The sequence below is a fragment of the Rhodococcus sp. B10 genome (assembly GCF_011770055.1).
Classification (GTDB): domain Bacteria; phylum Actinomycetota; class Actinomycetes; order Mycobacteriales; family Mycobacteriaceae; genus Rhodococcoides; species Rhodococcoides kyotonensis_B.
Genome location: NZ_JAAFYV010000009.1, coordinates 41,543 through 60,042, shown reverse-complemented (window position 1 = coordinate 60,042; position 18,500 = coordinate 41,543). Strand labels below are relative to the sequence as shown.

14 protein-coding genes are annotated in these 18,500 nt (G+C 66.0%); 3 read left to right on the top strand and 11 right to left on the bottom strand.

Translation table 11 applies throughout. From position 1 onward, the window contains the following. Positions 1-14: 14 nt before the first annotated feature. The 4 genes from RhoFasB10_RS08170 to RhoFasB10_RS08155 all read right to left on the bottom strand — a co-directional run bounded on the left by RhoFasB10_RS08170 (position 15) and on the right by RhoFasB10_RS08155 (position 5,173). Entirely contained in the window at positions 15-1,124 is a 1,110-nt protein-coding gene (locus RhoFasB10_RS08170; RefSeq protein WP_167675923.1) for a hemolysin family protein, read from the bottom strand. Next, on the bottom strand, positions 1,117-2,499 hold the full coding sequence (locus RhoFasB10_RS08165) for a hemolysin family protein (protein WP_167675921.1): 1,383 nt from the start codon (positions 2,497-2,499) through the stop codon (positions 1,117-1,119). Before RhoFasB10_RS08165 ends, RhoFasB10_RS08170 begins: the two co-directional genes overlap by 8 nt. 361 nt (positions 2,500-2,860) lie before the next feature. Continuing rightward, complete coding sequence (locus RhoFasB10_RS08160) at positions 2,861-4,297, bottom strand: GuaB1 family IMP dehydrogenase-related protein (RefSeq protein WP_167675919.1); 1,437 nt, start codon at positions 4,295-4,297, stop codon at positions 2,861-2,863. A gap of 18 nt (positions 4,298-4,315) precedes the next feature. Then, positions 4,316-5,173 (bottom strand): DMT family transporter, encoded by an 858-nt coding sequence (locus RhoFasB10_RS08155; RefSeq protein WP_167676029.1) that lies wholly within the window; start codon positions 5,171-5,173, stop codon positions 4,316-4,318. 165 nt (positions 5,174-5,338) lie between these two features. On the opposite strand from RhoFasB10_RS08155, the gene RhoFasB10_RS08150 reads away from it, so the two are divergent. Continuing rightward, entirely contained in the window at positions 5,339-5,845 is a 507-nt protein-coding gene (locus RhoFasB10_RS08150) for a DUF4262 domain-containing protein (RefSeq protein ID WP_240930965.1), read from the top strand. A 67-nt stretch (positions 5,846-5,912) separates the two neighbouring features. Here the strand turns inward: RhoFasB10_RS08150 and gndA are convergent, their stop codons facing one another. The 4 genes from gndA to RhoFasB10_RS08130 form a co-directional block, all read right to left on the bottom strand. Next, positions 5,913-7,364, bottom strand: coding sequence for an NADP-dependent phosphogluconate dehydrogenase (gene gndA, locus RhoFasB10_RS08145; protein WP_167675915.1), 1,452 nt, complete (start codon positions 7,362-7,364; stop codon positions 5,913-5,915). 167 nt (positions 7,365-7,531) lie between these two features. After that, positions 7,532-9,283 (bottom strand): DEAD/DEAH box helicase, encoded by a 1,752-nt coding sequence (locus RhoFasB10_RS08140; protein WP_167675913.1) that lies wholly within the window; start codon positions 9,281-9,283, stop codon positions 7,532-7,534. A 256-nt stretch (positions 9,284-9,539) separates the two neighbouring features. Beyond that, the gene (locus RhoFasB10_RS08135; RefSeq protein WP_068431184.1) at positions 9,540-10,502 is read right to left on the bottom strand and encodes a M56 family metallopeptidase; all 963 of its coding nucleotides are present in this window, start codon (positions 10,500-10,502) and stop codon (positions 9,540-9,542) included. Between the two features lie 24 nt (positions 10,503-10,526). Then, positions 10,527-10,943, bottom strand: a complete 417-nt coding sequence (locus RhoFasB10_RS08130) for a BlaI/MecI/CopY family transcriptional regulator (protein ID WP_167675911.1) — start codon at positions 10,941-10,943, stop codon at positions 10,527-10,529. A gap of 180 nt (positions 10,944-11,123) precedes the next feature. Between RhoFasB10_RS08130 and RhoFasB10_RS08125 the strand changes: the two genes are divergently transcribed. After that, entirely contained in the window at positions 11,124-12,425 is a 1,302-nt protein-coding gene (locus tag RhoFasB10_RS08125) for an alpha/beta hydrolase-fold protein (RefSeq protein ID WP_167675909.1), read from the top strand. 83 nt (positions 12,426-12,508) lie between these two features. After that, positions 12,509-15,034: a phosphatidylglycerol lysyltransferase domain-containing protein gene (locus tag RhoFasB10_RS08120; RefSeq protein ID WP_240930972.1), complete on the top strand. Its 2,526-nt coding sequence runs from the start codon at positions 12,509-12,511 to the stop codon at positions 15,032-15,034. On the opposite strand, the gene RhoFasB10_RS08115 is transcribed toward RhoFasB10_RS08120, so the two are convergent. The 3 genes from RhoFasB10_RS08115 to RhoFasB10_RS08105 are packed head-to-tail and all read right to left on the bottom strand — an operon-like array spanning position 15,031 to position 18,442. Next, positions 15,031-15,882 carry an ABC transporter ATP-binding protein gene (locus tag RhoFasB10_RS08115; RefSeq protein WP_167675907.1) on the bottom strand — a complete coding sequence of 284 codons (852 nt, stop codon included), beginning with the start codon at positions 15,880-15,882 and terminating at the stop codon, positions 15,031-15,033. The two genes, RhoFasB10_RS08120 and RhoFasB10_RS08115, sit on opposite strands and share 4 nt — an antisense overlap. Continuing rightward, on the bottom strand, positions 15,879-16,985 hold the full coding sequence (locus RhoFasB10_RS08110; protein ID WP_084424014.1) for an iron chelate uptake ABC transporter family permease subunit: 1,107 nt from the start codon (positions 16,983-16,985) through the stop codon (positions 15,879-15,881). Before RhoFasB10_RS08110 ends, RhoFasB10_RS08115 begins: the two co-directional genes overlap by 4 nt. Next, complete coding sequence (locus RhoFasB10_RS08105; RefSeq protein ID WP_206030673.1) at positions 16,982-18,442, bottom strand: iron chelate uptake ABC transporter family permease subunit; 1,461 nt, start codon at positions 18,440-18,442, stop codon at positions 16,982-16,984. The genes RhoFasB10_RS08110 and RhoFasB10_RS08105 overlap by 4 nt, the downstream gene beginning before the upstream one ends. Between the last annotated feature and the right edge of the window lie 58 nt (positions 18,443-18,500).

The window sequence follows — 18,500 nt, the reverse complement described above, 5'->3', positions numbered from 1 at the left end:
CGAACGTGTGGCGATCAGGACGAACCACTCCCGCGCGCCGGATGCCCGGGCGTCGGGTCGGCGACCCGGTGGGTACCGTCGCGCACCGTGCCGACGAACTCCTCGACGAGGTCTTCGAGAGCGACGATCCCGACCGTGGCTCCCGTGGCGTCACGAACTGCCCCGAGGTGACTGCTCATCCGACGCAGCCGCGTCAATGCGTCGTCGATCGTCGTCTCGGACGCGATGACGGGCAGACGTCGGACCTGCGCACGGGGTATCTCGGTGTCCGGTCCTGCGGTGTCGTCGAGCATGTACTCGAGGACGTCCTTCAGGTGCAGATAACCGACGAGCGAACCGTCCGCTGTTTGCACCGGGTACCGCGAGAAGCCGGTGGCGACGACGGCGTCCTCCACCGAACCCAGTGTGGGTCCCGACGTCGCACTCGCCGAGCGAACGGTCCTCACCTCCGCGAACGGAATCAGAACTTCGGCCACCGTGCGTCCGGAGATGTCGAGGGCTTGCGTGAGGCGACGGTGTTCCTCCTCGTCGATCAGGCCCTCGGATCGTGACTCGCCGATCATCTGAGACAACTCGTCGGCCGACACCGACGACTCCAGTTCGTCCTTCGGTTCGATACGCACAGCACGCAGGGTGAGGTTGGCGCACAGGTTGTAGAACGAGATCAGCGGCTTGGCGACCTTGATGAACATCAGATGCACCGGAACGAGCAGCATCGCCGTGCGCTCCGGGCCCGCGATGGCGATGTTCTTCGGAACCATCTCGCCGATCAGGATGTGCAGCACGACGACGAGAGCCAGCGAGATCGTGAACGCGATCGGGTGTAGCAGTGCTTCCGGGACGCCGAGCAGATCCATCGGCTTCTCGAACAGGTGCGCGACGGCAGGTTCACCGACGCGCCCGAGCAGAATGGAACAGATCGTGATGCCCAGCTGCGCTGCCGCGAGCATGAGGGACAGATTCTGGCCGGCCTCGATCACCGACTTCGCACGTTTCTTGCCCTGTGCGAGCTGTGATTCCAGCCGGTCGCGTCGTGCCGAGATCAACGAGAACTCGGCGCCCACGAAGAATGCGTTGCCGCCGAGCAGTAGAACCGCCAGCAGAACGGCGAGTACGTCACCCACGGGCGTTCTCCTCCGCGCTGATCTGTGCCACCGTTTCGGCGGCTACGGGCTGGAGCATGATTCTGTCGATTCGTCGACCGTCCATGCGGGTGACTCGAGCGACCCAACCGCCGTTGGAGTCCGCCGGATCGTCGGACGCCAAGCGGGGGAGCACCACCTTGTCGCCTGCGGTCGGAATTCTGCCCAGTTCGGACAGAACCAGGCCGCCGATGGTCTCGTACTCGCCTTCGGGCGCCTGATACCCGGTCGCGGCGGCGACCTCGTCGATCCGAAGCAGGCCGGAGCAGAGCCAGCCGTCGCCGAATCTCTGCACGTCGATTTCCGGTTCGTCGTGCTCGTCGTGCACGTCTCCGAGGATCTCCTCGATGAGGTCTTCCATGGTCACCATTCCTGCGGTGCCGCCGTACTCGTCGACGACGAGTGCGACCTGCATTCCGTCCGCCCGCACCCGTTCCATGACCGAGTCGCCGTCCAGGCTGGACGGAACGACGGGCACATCCTGGGCGAGCGTGTCGAGGAGGGTCTCGCGTCGCCGACCCGCGGGCACGGCGAACGCATGTTTCAGGTGGACGACACCCACGGTGTCGTCCAGATCGCCGTCGACGACGGGAAATCGGGAGAAGCCCGTGCGCGACGCCGTCTCGATCAAGTCGGACGCGGTGTCGGACACCGACAGCGATTCGACTTTCACCCGGGGCGTCATCAGTTCCTCTGCGGTGCGCTCGCCGAACTGCAGAGATCTGCCGACGAGACGGGCAGTGCTCTCGTCGAGCGAACCGTGCTGGGCCGACGTCCGCACCAGCGAGCTCAACTCACGTGGTGAGCGGGCGGACCGAAGTTCCTCGGCCGGCTCGACGCCGAGTCTGCGAACCAGCCAGTTGGCCGAACCGTTCAGGCCGTTGATGGCCCACCGGAAGACCGCCGAGAACCCGGACATCAATCCGGCCGTGGCACGCGCGGTTGCCATGGGTTCGGCGATGGCGATGTTCTTGGGCACGAGCTCGCCGAAGATCATGGAGAACGACGTCGCGACGATCAGAGCGACCGCGAGGGACAGACCCGACGCCAGCGACTCCGACGCTCCGAGCGCCGTGGCGACGGGCACGAAGAAGCCGGCCAGGACCGGTTCTGCGAGATAGCCGGTGATGAGGGTCGTGATGGTGATGCCGAGTTGCGCGCCGGACAGCTGGAACGACAGCGTTCGGTGCGCGCGCTGCACCTGCCGAGAACGGATGTCACCCGTTGCGGCAGCAGCCGAGTCGACCGCGCTCTTCTCGAGCGCCGTCAGCGAGAACTCGGCTGCGACGAAGAGGGCAGTGCCTGCGGTCAGTGCCACGAATCCGACGAGGCTGAGGATGCTCAGGATCAAGTCCATGGCTCATCGCCGCCGTAGTTGAGACAGGCGCATGGCGCCATGAGGTTCCGGCTGCCGCGAACGGCGAGGCAGTGTCGATCGAGATGGTGAGGGTGATCGAGAGGAAGTGAGATCGCCGGGTTCGTCACCCGGCTCGATAGAGGAGCCCTCCGAAGTGGAGCCCTCGTCGCCCTGGTCGCTGGACGCGACGGCGGCGCTGGTGATGACGGGTGCCTCAGGCACCTTGTTCCTTTCCGTTGTTCCACCGAACCCTGTCCACGCACGTGACGTCCGTGAACCGGGCCGAAGGATGTTCGATGAATCGCGAAGCCATCAGTCTAACGTCTGGGGCCGACGACGCGCCCGTGTGCCGCGGTGGACGTCACCATCCGCTGGGCAGCGGGCGTCCCTCGGCGAAGCCGGCCGCGGACTGAACGCCCAGGACGGCGCGTTCGTGAAGTTCCGGTAGCGTTCGCGCGCCCGCGTAGGTGCACGTGCTTCGGACCCCCGAGCAGATGTGGTCGATCAGATCTTCGACGCCGGGACGATCGGGGTCCAGTCGCATCCGCGAGCTCGAAATGCCTTCTTCGAAGAGACCCTTCCGTGCGCGGTCGAAGGCGCTGTCGGTTGCAGTCCTCGCCGCCACGGCACGCTTGGACGCCATGCCGAAGCTCTCCTTGTAGGCGTTGCCCGCGGGATCGAATCGCAGATCACCCGGTGACTCGTACGTCCCGGCGAACCACGAGCCGATCATCACGTTCGCCGCGCCTGCAGCGAGCGCCAGGGCGACGTCGCGCGGGTGCCGCACACCGCCGTCGGCCCAGACCGACGCGCCGAGTTCCGCCGCGGCGGCGGAACATTCAGCGACGGCGGAGAACTGAGGCCGCCCCACACCGGTCATCATGCGAGTCGTGCACATCGCGCCTGGGCCGACGCCGACCTTCACGATGTCCGCGCCTGCCTGCACGAGATCGCGTGTACCCGCTGCCGAGACCACGTTTCCGGCGGCGAGGGGGACCGGCAGGTCCAACGCCTTGATGGCGGACAGCGCTTCGATCATCTTCTCCTGATGGCCGTGCGCGGTGTCGACGACGAGCAGATCGGCGCCCGCCTCGACGAGTGCCTTCGCCTTCGCGGCGACGTCGCCGTTGATGCCCACCGCTGCTGCGATCCGAAGCTTGCCTGCGGCGTCGACGGCCGGTGTGTAGATACCGGTCCGGATCGCGCCCGTGCGAGTGAGGACGCCGGCGAGGCTTCCGTCCGGAGCCACGAGAACGGCCAGGCCCTCGTGTGACGCCTCGAGCGACTCGAACACCGCGCGAGGAGTGGCGTCCGAGGACACCGTCACGAAATCGGTGACGGCCACCGAACTGAGCCGTGCGAAGCGGTCGACATCGGTGCAGGCGCTCTCGGTGACGACTCCGACAGGCTTGCCTGCCTCGACGACCACGACGGCGCCGTGTGAACGCTTGTGCATCAACGCGAGTGCATCCGACACCGACGCGTCGGGACCGAGGACGACGGGGGTGTCGGCCACCAGATCGCGGCTCTTGACGAATGCGACGGTGTCCGCCACGGCTGCGACCGGAAGATCCTGGGGAATGACCGTGATTCCACCGCGTCGCGCGACGGTTTCCGCCATACGACGACCGGCGACAGCGGTCATGTTGGAGACGACGATCGGGATGGTGGTTCCGGATCCGTCGACGGTCGAGAGGTCGACGTCGAACCGGCTCGTCACGTCGGTCCTGTTGGGCACCAGGAAGACGTCGTCGTAGGTCAAGTCGTACGGGGGCTGCTGGCCATCGAGGAACTGCACGGTGCGCCAGCGTACCGGTCAGACGGCGTCCGCGTGTGCGGCGACCTCCGCCTGCGAGCGTGACAAGGTGATCGTCGCGTAGATCATGACGGCGACGGCCGCGGCGATGACGGTCAGCTCGAAAGCATCGTGGCGCACGCGCTCGTCCAGAACCGTGATGCCGAGGAAGGCCGCTCCGAAGGGTTCGCCGATCGTGACGGCGGGGAGCGAAGCAGACAGCGGCCCGGACTGGAATGCGCGTTGCTGCAGGTAGAAGCCTGCTATGCCGCAGAAGACCAGTGCGTAGGTCTGCCACGCAGTCACTGCGGTCGTCGCATCATGCTCGACCAGGTCGGTCACGAACTTCGTGAACGCGACGGCCATGCCGAACAACAGTCCACCCGCGGCGCCCAGAAGCAGCGCACGGGACCCGGGTCTTCTCGACATCGAGCCCGCAGCAATACACGCCAGCACGACGCCGAACGCGATCACCAGAGGCACGATCCATTGCGACAGCGGTGCATTCGCATGTCCCTCGGTGGGATCGCCGACGACGATGAACACCGCAAGCGCGAGAGCGAGCGAGATCGCGAGAACCCATGTCGTCCGCGTCATTCGGTAGCCGGAGAACTTGGCCGACAGCGGAAGCGCGAACAACAGCATCGACACCAGCAGTGGTTGAACCAGCAGCACGGATCCAGCCCAGAGCGCCGCGACCTGAACGGCGTACCCGCCCACGTCGCCGAGGACACCGGCCCACCACCGCGGACTGCGAACGAGCGAAGCGACCAAGGATTCGCCCTCGGGTACCGCAGCTGCGGCACTTTGTTGCGCCACCGACGCGCACGCGAACAGAAATGCTGCGACGAGAGCGAGGACGATCGCCAGCACGGGCATCTCGCCCGTCACCTCACGTCGTCGAACGTACGAGGGTGCGTCATAGCGGAACAGTACCGCTGTGGCGGGTTTCTGTCGGTGCCTCGAGTCAACATGCGCGGCGAGAACATGTGTTCGATCGATTGTCGAGCACCACGTCGAGAACTTGGGGGAGCCATGTGCGCTATGTGTGAGGGTCGATCGTTTCCGGAGTACCTACGCAGTATCGAAGAACTGATCGACAAACACGGGTGGGCGTTGCAGTACGTGGAGTCCGACACCCGAGGATCGCTCGCCGACCTGCCGCACGGCAGGATCGATCCCGCGTTCTGTTACACGATCGGTTTGACCGCCCACGGTCACCCCGAGATCGTGGTGACCGGCCGGGACCCGTCGGATTCCGCCGCGATATTGAACGCCCTGGCGCGACGCGTGGTCGTCGGTGGAGATCGTCTGGGCGCCGGAATGCACGTCTCGGCAGCGGGTTTCGACTTCTATGTCGTCGACGTCGACCGTACCGACGAGTGGTTGGCAATGGCGAACGGCATCTATTCTCCAGCTTCGGTACGGGCCGTCCAGGCCGTCTGGAGAGACTGCGAGGGCGTCCTGCCGTGGGAGGGTGACGCCCCGTCGACCATCGTCCAACCGGTCCTCGGTCCACCGCCGGGGTGGTACGACGCCGGCGAATGGTGACAGCGAGCCGCCGGTCACGACATCTCTGCGAGTGTCGTGACCGGCGTCTCGTCGCGGCGGTGGCTTACTAGGCCTGCACCTCGGAGCGGTCGCCGCTCCACAGTGTGTGGAACTTGCCCTCGGAATCGGTGCGCTCGTAGGTGTGCGCCCCGAAGAAGTCCCGTTGTCCCTGGGTCAGCGCCGCCGGTAGACGCTCGGCGCGAAGCGCGTCGTAGTACGCGAGCGACGACGCGAACGCAGGCACCGGAATGCCGAGCGACGCAGCCGTGATGACGACGCGGCGCCAGCTGTCGATCGCGTTCTCGATCGCCTCGCGGAAGTACGGCGCCAGGATCAGGCTGGGAAGCTCGGCATTGTCGTCGTACGCGTCCTTGATGCGGTCGAGGAAACGTGCACGGATGATGCAGCCACCGCGCCAGATCGTCGCAAGGTCACCGGGGTGGAGGTTCCAGTCGTATTCGGCACTGCCTGCGGCGATCTGGTCGAAACCCTGCGCGTACGCGACGATTTTCGATGCGTACAGCGCGCGGCTGATGTCGTGCGTGAACTGCTCGGCATCGGACGGCTTCTCCGACAACGTGCCGGACGCAAGGCCGACGGCGGCTTTCCGCTGAGTGCGCGAACCGGACAGTGCACGAGCGAAGACAGCCTCGGCGATGCCGGTGACCGGTACGCCGAGGTCGAGTGCGGCCTTGACGGTCCACCGCCCGGTGCCCTTCTGCTCTGCAGCGTCGACGATGACGTCGACGAGCGGCTGGCCCGTCTTCGCGTCGACCTGCTTCAGCACCTCCGCGGTGATTTCGACGAGGTAGCTCTCGAGGTCACCGTTGTTCCATTCGGTGAAGACGTCGGCGATCTGGGCCGGGGTGAGGTCGAGTGCGTCGCGGAACAGGTTGTACGCCTCGCCGATCAGCTGCATGTCGGCGTATTCGATGCCGTTGTGGACCATCTTCACGAAGTGGCCCGAACCGTCGGGACCGATGTGGGTGCAGCACGGAGTGCCGTCGACCTGAGCGGCGATCGACTCGAGGAGGGGGCCCAGAGCCTTGTACGACTCGGCCGGACCGCCGGGCATGATCGAGGGGCCGTTCAGCGCGCCCTCCTCGCCGCCGGAGATGCCTGCACCGACGAAGTGCAGTCCACGCTCCTTGAGGGACGCCTCACGGCGGATGGTGTCGGTGTACAGCGCGTTACCGCCGTCGATGATGATGTCGCCCTCTTCCATCGCGGACGCGAGCTCCTCGATGACGGCATCGGTGGGGTCGCCTGCCTTGACCATGATCAGGACTCGGCGTGGCTTCTGCAATGCGGCGACGAATTCCTCGATCGTCTCCGTACGGACGAACTTTCCTTCGCTTCCGTGCTCCTCGAGCAATGCGTCGGTCTTGGCGATGCTGCGGTTGTGCAGCGCGACGGTGTGTCCGTGGCGCGCGAAATTACGGGCGATGTTCGAGCCCATCACGGCGAGTCCGGTGACGCCGATCTGGGCGAGTTCTGACGAGTTCACTGCTGAGGTCATAGGTACAGCTTTTCATGCCGGGCGCGCGAACGTACGACAAGCGAAGCGGTCCCCGTTTCAGGCCGAGGATCCCATCGTTTCGCCGGTTGTCCGACGCACGGAAAGCACGATGGCTGCCACCTCGGAAGAGGTGGCAGCCATCGGACGATCAGGAATTCCGAACGGAATTACCGGGCGCGTGCAGGCCCGTCGAATCCGTCGTAGGAGCGGCGCTCGGTGCGGCTGCGGAAACCGCCGGCCTTCGCGTCGTCCTGGGCGTAGCTGGGCCGGGTACGAGAGTTGTCGCCCTGGTAGCCGCCCGTGCGAGGGCGGTCGCCTTGGTAGCCGCCGGTGCGGGGCCGGTCGCCTTGGTAGCCGCCGGTGCGGGGGCGGTCGCCCTGGTAGCCGCCGGTGCGGGGGCGGTCGCCTTGGTAGCCGCCGGTGCGAGGCCGGTCGCCTTGGTAGCCGCCGGTGCGAGGGCGGTCACCCTGGTAGCCGCCGGTGCGAGGCCGGTCGCCTTGGTAGCCGCCGGTGCGGGGGCGGTCGCCCTGGTAGCCGCCGGTGCGGGGGCGGTCGCCTTGGTAGCCGCCGGTGCGGGGGCGGTCGCCTTGGTAGCCGCCGGAACGAGGCCGGTCGCCCTGGTAGCTGCCGGAACGAGGCCGGTCGTCACGTCGATCGCGCACACCGCTGCTGACCGCGCGCAGCGGCTCGCCCGACGGCTTCTGTGCGCCGGTGATGTCGGTCAATTCGGCGGACCCCGGTGCGACGTTCACGGAGGTGGCCTTGACCCCGGCCATTCCGGTCAGACGCTGAATCTGTCGACGCTGGTTCGGCAGAACGATCGCGACGACCGTTCCCTTCTCGCCGGCACGAGCTGTACGGCCTGCGCGGTGCAGGTAATCCTTGTGGTCGGCCGGGGGATCGACGTGCACGACGAGATCGATGCCGTCGACGTGAATACCGCGGGCAGCGACGTCGGTGGCGACCAGAACCGGTGTGCGCCCACTCTTGAAACGCTCGAGGACACGGGTGCGCTGGTTCTGTGCCTTACCGCCGTGCAGGGACTCCGCAGCGACGCCCACTGCGCGCAGGCGATCGGTGATGCCGTCGCACCCGAGCTTGGTACGCGCGAACATGATGGTGCGGCCACCCTCGCGAGCGCCGATCTCGGACAGCACGAGGTCTTTCTGGCCACGGTCGACCATCAGCATGTAGTGGTCCATGGTGCGGACGCTCGCCTTGCCGTCCTGCGTCGAGTGCTCGACGTGGTCGGGCAGGAACTGGCGAACGAGGGACTGCACCTCGCGGTCGAGTGTCGCCGAGAACAGCATCCGCTGTCCGTCGGACGGGGTCTCGGCCAGCACGGCGCGAACCTCGGGCAGGAAGCCCATGTCGGCCATCTGATCGGCCTCGTCCAGGGCCGTGATCTCGATGGCGTCCAGGACGCACGTGCCCTGGCGGAGGTGGTCGGCAAGCCGACCGGGAGTGGCGACGAAGACGTCGATGCCGCGTCGCAGCTGCTCGACCTGCTTGTTGAACGGCGTGCCACCGACAGCGGCGCGCACGTTCAGTCCGACTGCTCCGGCATACGGAGACAGCGAGTCGACGACCTGGAATGCCAGCTCACGGGTAGGAACGAGGACCAGCGCACGGGGTCGCTTCGCAGCGGGACGATCCGTGTGCTGTGCGAGGCGCGCCAGAATCGGCAGGCCGAAGGCGAGGGTCTTACCCGAGCCGGTCTGAGCGCGACCGAGAACGTTCTTGCCGGCGATGGCGTCGGGAAGCGCCTTGGCCTGAATCGGCGACGGCACCGTGATGGAGTTGCGCGCGAGTGCGGCGACGACGGGCTCGGGGAGGCCGAGCTCAGCGAATGTGACGGTCGCGTCGTCGGCGTCCGCGGTAGGAGAAACGGATGTACTAGATGGAACAGCGTGGGTCACGCAGTTGAACCTCTCCGGATTACGGGCACGCCACGAAGCCACAGCCGTAGAAAACGCCGATCGAAGACGTGGGCACAGCCAAAACAGTGAGACGAGCCAGGGCACTGTCACCTGGCCATCGATGAGCGAACTGAAGTCGCGCAGAATGGAGCTGCTTGTGCCTTTTCGAATTTCTCGGCCGCGATGGCGACCTCGATCGAGTGTACGCGACAACTGTTCGATTCCTCGATTCGAACAGTTGTGAGCTGGCCGACTGCTAGCGGTGGCCGAGCAGTCGGCTGAGCTCCTCGAGCCACGGCATGGCGACGAAGATGGTCGGCACGACGAGAATCACCGCCGCCGCTGCGTACGCGGCGACGCTGAGCGGCATGTCGCTGCGGGGACCCGCCAGCCTCTGCACTCGAATCAAGGTGCTCGGTCCACCCGCGGCCAGCGCGCCTCGGGGAGCCGTCGAACCTGCACACGTCACCAACGCGCGGGCGAGTGGAGTCGGACCGGTCACCTTGACTGCCGAATCGTCGGCGAGCAGTTCGACCAGCAGTTGGACGCTGCCTAGAGCCGACTTGCTACGGACGATGCGGGGAAACGCTTCGTTGACCGCGGTGAACGCTTCGAGGACCAGGTCATGACGCGACCTCAGGTGGGAGCGTTCGTGAGAGAGGATGGCCTTGACCTCGGAACGAGAAAGATTGGTCAGAACGCCTTCGCTCAGTACGACTCGCTGTCTCAGTCCCGGCAGGCAGTACGCGATGGGTTCGACCGCGTCGAGCACTCGGACATCCGCGTCTCGGACTCCGGGGAACGGCCGACCGTCGTCGCTGCTGCGGTCGAGCAGGTCGACCAGAACGCGGTGCCGCGCGCGACGGCGACGCGTACGCACGGCGACCTGGACCACGGAGAAGATCAATTTCGCGCCGATACCCAAGGTGATCGCGAGAACGACGACGTACAGAAGCCACAGCGGCAGGCCGAGGGCATCGATTTCGTCGGTCGGCGCCGTCGTCGGGCGGCCGTCGGGGCCAGGGACCAGCAGCAGTCCGCCGATGGCGAGGCCGGAGGAGAACGCAGAGAACACTGCGGCGATGGCGATCGCCTGCCACAGCACGAGAGCTGCACGGGGAGCTCGATACGGCCACGTAGCCCTGCTCAGGACGGCAGGAACCGGCCCGGCAAGCAGCAGAGCAAGTAGTGCGAAGACCAGAGCTGTGGTGGAGTTCATTTCCTCACTAACCGAGGGCTGGGGTCAGTCCGATTGTCGTCCGGCTTCGGCCGCGCCGGCACGTCCACCCGATTGTGCCACCTCGAGCGCGGCGAGAGCGTCACGGAGAGCTGCCGCTTCGTCGGCACCCACCTGTCCGACGAAGTGAACGAGTGCTGCTGCACGGCCTCCGGACTCTGGAGCCTGCGCGAGCGCATCCACCATGAGACTCGCCACCAGCTCGTCTCGCCCGTGCAACGGGGCGTAGCGGTGTGCGCGGTCGTCGCGTTGCTGCTTCACCAACTGCTTCTTCGCGAGACGCTGCAGAACCGTCATGACGGTCGTGTAGGCCAACTCACGGTGTGCGGCGAGCGCTTCGTGCACCTGCCGAACAGTCTGTGGCTCCGCGGAGTCCCACAGATGATCCATCACTGCGCGTTCGAGTTCCCCTAGACCTGCCATTCGTCCGAGTTTACGGGTAGTCCGACAGGAATGCGTACTACTGGTGGTAGTAAGCGTCGCCACTGCTTGTGTGATGTGTCATAGTCCATTGCACACGCGCCTGTGTCGGCTTCGGGGCCCGGTGGTGAATGCGCCTATTCTGCAGAAGCATCTCGACGACGAGACAACTGGAGGCACCGCGTGAACTGGTTCGTCTCTCTGTCGCTCGTCAGTAGCGCCACGACGACGGTCCTGTCCGTTCTCGGTGCCCTCGGAGGCGTGTGGCTGGTCGTGTCGAAGCGGCGTTGGTATGTGCTGCGGGCACTGCCGATCGGCGCGACCGCGGCGTTCGTGATCGGTGTGGTGCTCTATTACGTCGTCGAGAAGGTGTGGCGTCCGTTCCCCGACCCCATCGAAACGGAGATCTACGTCTGGATCGGCATCGGGCTCGCCGCGGTGCTGCTCGTCGTACCGCGCACCATCGCTGCCCGGGGAGTGCTGGCGAAGGCGGCATCGGTGATCGCGGCCGTTCTCGTCGTGCTGGCGGCGTCCGCACACGTCAACCTCGTGTTCTCCGCGTATCCGACGGTCGGGACGCTGTTCGGGGTCGAGGACGTCGACAGGATCTCGATCGCCGACATACCGGGGCCGCAGGAGCAGGTCGTCAGCGGCAATCCGACGTCCGACGCATGGCAACCGCCGTCGTCGATGCCGTCGGCCGGCAAGTTGACGTCGGTCACCATTCCTCCGACGGCGTCGTCTTTCTCGGCCAGGCAGGCCGAGATCTATCTGCCGCCGTCGTACTTCGCGAATCCACGTCCGCTACTGCCGGTCCTCGTTCTCCTCGCCGGACAGCCGGGTGAGCCGGACGACTGGCTCAAGGGCGGCAAGCTGGCCGAGACCATGGACGCCTTCGCGCGGGACCACGGCGGTCTCGCGCCGGTCGTGGTCGTGGCCGACGCGACAGGGTCGACACTCGCCAATCCGTTGTGCGTCGACTCGCCTCTCGGCAACGTCGCGACGTACCTCTCTCAGGACGTGCCGGCGTGGATCAAGCAGAACTTGCAGGTGTCGACCGATCCCCGGAGCTGGATCATCGGTGGCCTGTCGTACGGCGGTACCTGCTCGATACAGATGGCGACGAATCATCCCGACGTCTATCCGACGTTCCTCGATCTGTCGGGCCAGGTCGAGCCGACTCTGGGTGACCGGACCCGCACGGTCGACGAAGCTTTCGGCGGGAACGATGCGGCGTTCGTCGCGGTCAACCCGCTCGATCTGCTGAAGTCCGAGCAGTTCCCGAACTCGGGTGGAGCATTCGTCGTCGGCGCCGACGACAACGACTACAAGCCTGGCCAGCAAACGATGTATCAAGCGGCGAAGGCTGCTGGAATGGACGTGCGCTACGACGAGGTTCCCGGGGGCCACAGTTTCGCCGTGTGGTCGCAGGGACTGGAACTCGAGCTGCCCTGGCTGATGAAGAGAGTGGGGTTGATCTCGTGAACGAAGCCGTCGAGGACACCACGGACGACGTGGTCTCCGAGCCGAGTTGGCTGGAACTACGCCGCATTCGTGTGGCCGCCGGTCTGAGAAACACCGGCCGTCAGCTCGTACGGCTGCGCTCGCTGATCGTGTACGGCGCCAAAGGGGCTCCGGTCAGTTTCGGTGCTCTCGCCGTCATCCTCGCGCTCGGCATCATCGGTGTGGCGGTCGGCGGAAACACTCTGCACCGAGACTTCGCGACCGGCATCATGGCGTTCCAGGATTTCCGCGTGTGGACTGTCCTGACGGCCGGACTCTTCGCGCCGAACGTTCTCGGCTACATCGTCGTCGTGGTGGCCGTCGTCGTCGCGGCGGCACCGATCGAGCGACGCATGGGGTCGGGCAAGTTCGCGCTCGCGGCCGTCGTGACCCAGGTGCTCGGTGCGTTGCTCGGACTCGGGCTCGCGGCGCTGGCCAAGATGTTCGACGCGGACTGGGGTTTTCGTCTGCACGTGGGAACCGCCATCGGGCCCACCACCTGGATCGTCGGTGTCGTCATGGTGGCGAGCGCCCGCATGGACACGTTGTGGCGCCGACGCATTCGCGTCGGGCTTCTTGCGCTTCTCATCACGTCGGCGCTCTTCAGTGGCCACCTTCAGGACGTCATTCGGCTGGCTGCGGCGATCGTCGGGCTGATGCTCGGGCCGGCGTTCGTGGGCCGATCTGCACGCGGTTCGCGGCTTGCAGGCACTCAGCGCGAAGGCCGCGTGTTGGTGGCGCTCGTGGTCGCGGCGAGTGCACTCGGCCCTGTGCTCGCCGCGCTGAGCCCCGATGCGGTCGGCCCCTTCGCAGTTCTGCGTGAGGTCGTACGCGGCGTGCCGTACACCGCCGCCGAGGTACGCGAGATCTGCGCCGATTCCGCGACCGATCCCGAATGTCGAACGGGTCTTCTCGAATTGCGTCTCGGCGGTGTCGGTCCGACGATCCTGTCGTTGATGCCGTCGATCTTCTTGCTGTTTCTCGCCGACGGCCTTCGCCGGGGTCGTCGCTTCGCATGGGGGGCAACGGTCGTCGCTCAGGTCGTGCTCCTCGTGGTGTCGGTCGCCAACTTCGCCATCCGATACCTCGAGTCCGGCGACGACGAGTCCCTGTTCTACGGTCTCGAATCGCCGACGGTGTACCGCACCGTGATTCCGTTCCTCCTTCCACTCGTGGTGCTCACGATCCTGGTGGCGACCAGAAAGTTCTTCGACGTGTCGGCCCCGAAGGGAACCTATCGGCGATGGACCCTGTCGGTGATCGGCACCGGTGCGGTCCTGGCGGTCCTGTACGTCCTGGGCGGGCTCGCGGCGCGAGGTGGATTCGACAACACCCCGACTGCGCTTCGATTGCTCGCGGACTTCCCCCAGCGACTCATCCCACCCGTGTACCTCCAGTGGCTCGAACCTCGGTTCCTGCCCGAGGACATTCCGACCACGCTGCTGTTCGAATGGACCGGGGTGGTTTTCTGGGTCGCGGTATGCGTCCTGACCTTCGGAACCTTTCTGACGCCCGCCTTCGGAGCCGAGTCCGACGCGGCCGAGCGGGCACGTGAGGTATTGACGTCGAGCTCCGGCAGCGCGCTCTCGTGGATGACGACCTGGCGAGGGAACACGTACTGGTTCTCGCCGGACGGCAGCGGCTACGTCGCGTACCGGGTCATCTCCGGCGTGGCACTGACGACGGGCGATCCGGTCGGTCCCCGAGAACGGCTGCGCGAGTACGTCGTCGGATTCGCGGAGTATGCGTCGGAGAACGGGTGGATCCCGTGTTTCTACTCGGTGACGCCTGCTGTCCGAGAGATCACCGACGGTCTCGGCTGGGGCGGAATCCAGGTCGGGGAGGAGACCATCCTCGACCTGGAGGAATTGGCGTTCACCGGCAAGCGATTCCAGGATGTGCGGACCGCGCTGAACCGTGCCAAGAAAGCCGGCGTCGATGCGGAATGGATTCGTTTTCCTGATGCTCCCCTCGCGATCACGGATCAGATCGAGGCGATCTCGGAGGAGTGGGTCGCCGACAAGGGGATGCCCGAGATGGGCTTCACTCTCGGTGGCCTCGAAGAGGTGGACGACGCGCAGGTGCGGTGTCTTATCGCGGTCGACGAGCACCGGACCGTGCACGGCGTCACGTCGTGGATGCCGGTATACGAGAACGGCGAGATAGTCGGGTGGACACTGGATTTCATGCGGAGGCGGTCGGAGGGATTCCGGCCGACGATGGAATTCCTGATCGCGTCGGCGGCAATCCTGCTGAAGGAGGAAGGGGTCCGTTTCCTGAGTCTGTCCGGAGCGCCACTGGCCAAGGTCGACGACGAGAGTTCCGAGAACGGCACACCGGAAGAGCTGACGTTCTCGCGTCTGCTCGACCGTTTGCTCGACGTGCTGGGCAGGACGCTCGAACCGGTCTACGGCTTCCGGTCGTTGCTGGCGTTCAAGTCGAAGTTCCAGCCGCGGTACGAATCGATGCACATGACGTACGCCGACCCTGCCGCGCTACCGAGCATCGGCAACGCCGTCGGTCGTGCGTATCTGCCCGAGGTGTCTCTCGGTCAGGGTTATCGACTCGTGCGCACGATGATCGAGCGCTAGGCGTTCCCGCGTGTCACGGTCTTGCGAGGCCCGCCGGTCGCGCCGTACACGTGCCGCGTGCCGATCGGGACGATGAGCGGCCTGTCCGACACGGGATCCTCGATGACCGTCGCCTCGAGACCGAAGACGTCGAGCAGCAATTCTTCGGAGATGACGTCCTGCGGTCGACCGCTCTCGACGATCTTGCCCTTGGACATGACGATCAGCTGATCGCTGTAGCGCACGGCCAGATTGAGGTCGTGCAACACCATCACGACCGTGCGACCCATGTCCTCGTGCATGCGGTCGACGAGGTCGAGGACCTCGACGGAGTGCGCGAGGTCGAGGTACGTCGTCGGCTCGTCGAGGAGCAGGATGTCGGTGCCCTGCGCCAGAGCCATCGAAATCCAGGCGCGTTGCCGCTGGCCGCCGGACAGTTCGTCGACCGGTCGGTCGGCGAGGTCGCCGACGCCGGTCAGTTCGAGTGCGTTGGCGACCTCGGATTCGTCGTCGGAACTCCACTGCCTGATCCACGACTGATGCGGGTGGCGGCCGCGCGACACGAGGTCGGCGACGGTGAGTCCCTCGGGAGCGGTCGGCGCCTGGGGGAGCATTCCGAGCACCCGCGCGACGTCCTTGGTGCGCATCGACGAGATCGCCTTGCCGTCGAGGACGACGCGACCGGCCTTCGGCTTGAGCAGGCGGCCGAGGGATCGCAGCAGCGTCGACTTGCCGCACCCGTTCGGCCCGATGACGGTGGTGATGACACCGGTGTGCACTTCGAGGTCGAGATTCTCGACGATGGTTCGGTCGCCGTAGCCGAGGGTGAGGTCTTCCGCGACGAGGCGCAACGGGTCGATGGTTGTCATGCGGAGACCTTTCGATTGCTGCGGACCAGGAGGTAGAGCAGGAAGGGGCCACCCAGCGCGGACGTCACGATGCCCACGGGAAGTTCGACGGGAAGGATGGTGCGCGCGATGAGATCGCTCCCGACGACGAGCAGACCACCGAGGATGGCCGACGCGATGATCGGCGGCCCCGGAGTCCGCAGCAGCCGGAGTGCTATCTGCGGTGCCGCGAGGGCGACGAACCCGATCGGTCCTGCCGCGGCGGTGGCGATCGCCGCGAGTGCGACCGAAGCGAGCAGGAGCGTCGCCTGACCCGATTGCAAGCGGACACCGAGTGACTTGGCGTTGTCGTCGCCCAGTCGAAGCGCGCCGAGTGTGAACGTCGAGATGATCGTCAGCGTGCCGACGACCAGGACGGCCACGGCCACGGGCCACACCTTGCTCCAGTCCGCGCCGTTGAGCGAGCCGTTGAGCCACAGCTGCGCTCGCGAGACGTCGTTGATGTCGGCGCTGATCAGCAACCAGCCGATCGCGGCGACGAGCATCGCGTTGATCGCGATGCCCACGAGAATCAACCGGAAGCCCTCGACGCCCCGCTTCCACGCAAGCGCGTAGATCAACACGGCGGTGACGAGGCCACCCACCAGGGCAGCGAGGGGCAGGCCCAGCGTCGCGAGCACACCGACGAACGACCCGCCGCCGCCGAGCACGATCAATGCGACGGCAGCGGCACTTGCGCCCGACGTGATGCCGAGGATGTCCGGGCTGGCGAGAGCGTTCCGCGAGATCGACTGCGTGACAGCGCCGGACATACCGAGCGCCATACCGACGAGAAGGCCGGTGAGAGACCTCGGGAGTCGCAGGTCCATCACGATGAATCGATCGATGCGGGAGCCGCCGCCCAACAGCACGTCGACGACCTGCGCGATCGACAGAGGGAAGTCGCCGCGCCCGATGTTGATGCAGACGACGAAGAACAGTGCAACGACCAACATCAGGGTCACGACGACCATGAACGTACGACGGACCAGAGACAGAGGCCCGAAGCGGAACGCAGGCCTGGACGGAACCGTGGACGCGGGCGTATCCGACTCGGACAGCGGCGTTTCGAGGTGAGCGGTCACAGGCTTGCCAACTTCCGACGACGGACGAGAGCGATGAAGAACGGCGCGCCGAACAGTGCGAGCACGATGCCGACCTGCAGCTCGCCGGGCCTGACGACGACGCGGCCGATGACGTCGGCGATCATGAGCATCACCCCGCCCATCAATCCCGCGTAGGGCACGAGCCATCGATAGTCGGGGCCGGTGACCACACGCGCGACGTGCGGTACGACGAGACCGATGAACGCGATGGGGCCGCACGCGGCTGTGGCGGCACCGGTGAGCAGAGTGATCGCGACGATTCCGACGGTGCGCGTCAGGGCGATGTTCGTGCCGAGCGACCGAGCGACGTCGTCACCGAGGCTCATCACGTTCAGTCCAGGAGTGCTGGCCAACGCGATGAGGACGCCGATGACGAGGAAGGGGAGGACCGTCCAGAAGATGTCGAGCCCGCGGCCTGCAACGGACCCGACGGACCAGAAGCGATAGCCGTCGAGACTTGTCTGGTCGAGCAGCACGATGGCGTTCGTCATGGCCGACAGGAAGAACGCAACCCCCGCGCCTGCGAGCGCCAAGTTCAACGGGCTGGCTTTTCCGTTTCCTATCGACGACAGCCCGAACACCACGACACTTGCGATGGCGGAGCCCGCGAAGGCGAACCACAGGTACTGACTCGGAGAGTTGAAGCGGAACAGGTAGATCGCGAGGACGACGAGGAACGCGGCTCCGGCGTTCAGTCCGAGAAGTCCCGCGTCCGCCAATGGGTTTCGGGTGTGCCCCTGAATCAAGGCACCTGCGATACCGAGCGCGATTCCCACGACGAGAGCGAGCACCGTACGTGGAACTCGTAGCGTACGAACGATGATGTCGGTGTCCGTGCCGGTGGAATTCAGCAGCGCGTGGCCGATCTCGGCGAATGTGAGTGGCCTTGCCCCGATCGCGATGCTGGCGAGTATGGCGGCGGCCAGCGCCACGACGAGCACGATCAGTCCGAGAATTCGTCGCTTGCGTATTCCCGCCACCGAGTTGTCACGGGGGATGGGCTCGAATTGTTCGTCCAGCGCGGTCTTCTGGCGTACTACCTCGGTGCGTCCCCGGCCGACTCCTGCCGCGCGCAGCAGTGACCGCTTCGGACCGATCGGATCCAGGGTGTCGGCGTCGCGCACGACGAGGTCGGTCCACCGCATTCCTGTGCTCTGGCCTTCGCGACCCTCACGAAACCCCTGATTCCACACCAGAAGTCCGATGGCGACGGCAACCGAAATCGCGCCGAACACGAACCTGTCGGCTTCACCGCCGCCGTTGTCGTCCCGAAGCGAGTCGACGATGGACCACCCGATGCCCAGTGGAAGCAGCACGATCGCGAGATCGACGACGGTCGCAGCGATTCTGGGACCCCACGGCGCAGGTCCGCGGGGGATGTCCTCGGTGGCGAAGTCGTCGTCGGGCGTCGGGTGAGGTGCTCCCGGACCGAGCAGGGGGGCCGTAGTCACTGTCGTTCCTGATTCCTCACTGTGTTCGAAGGTCCACGCAGTT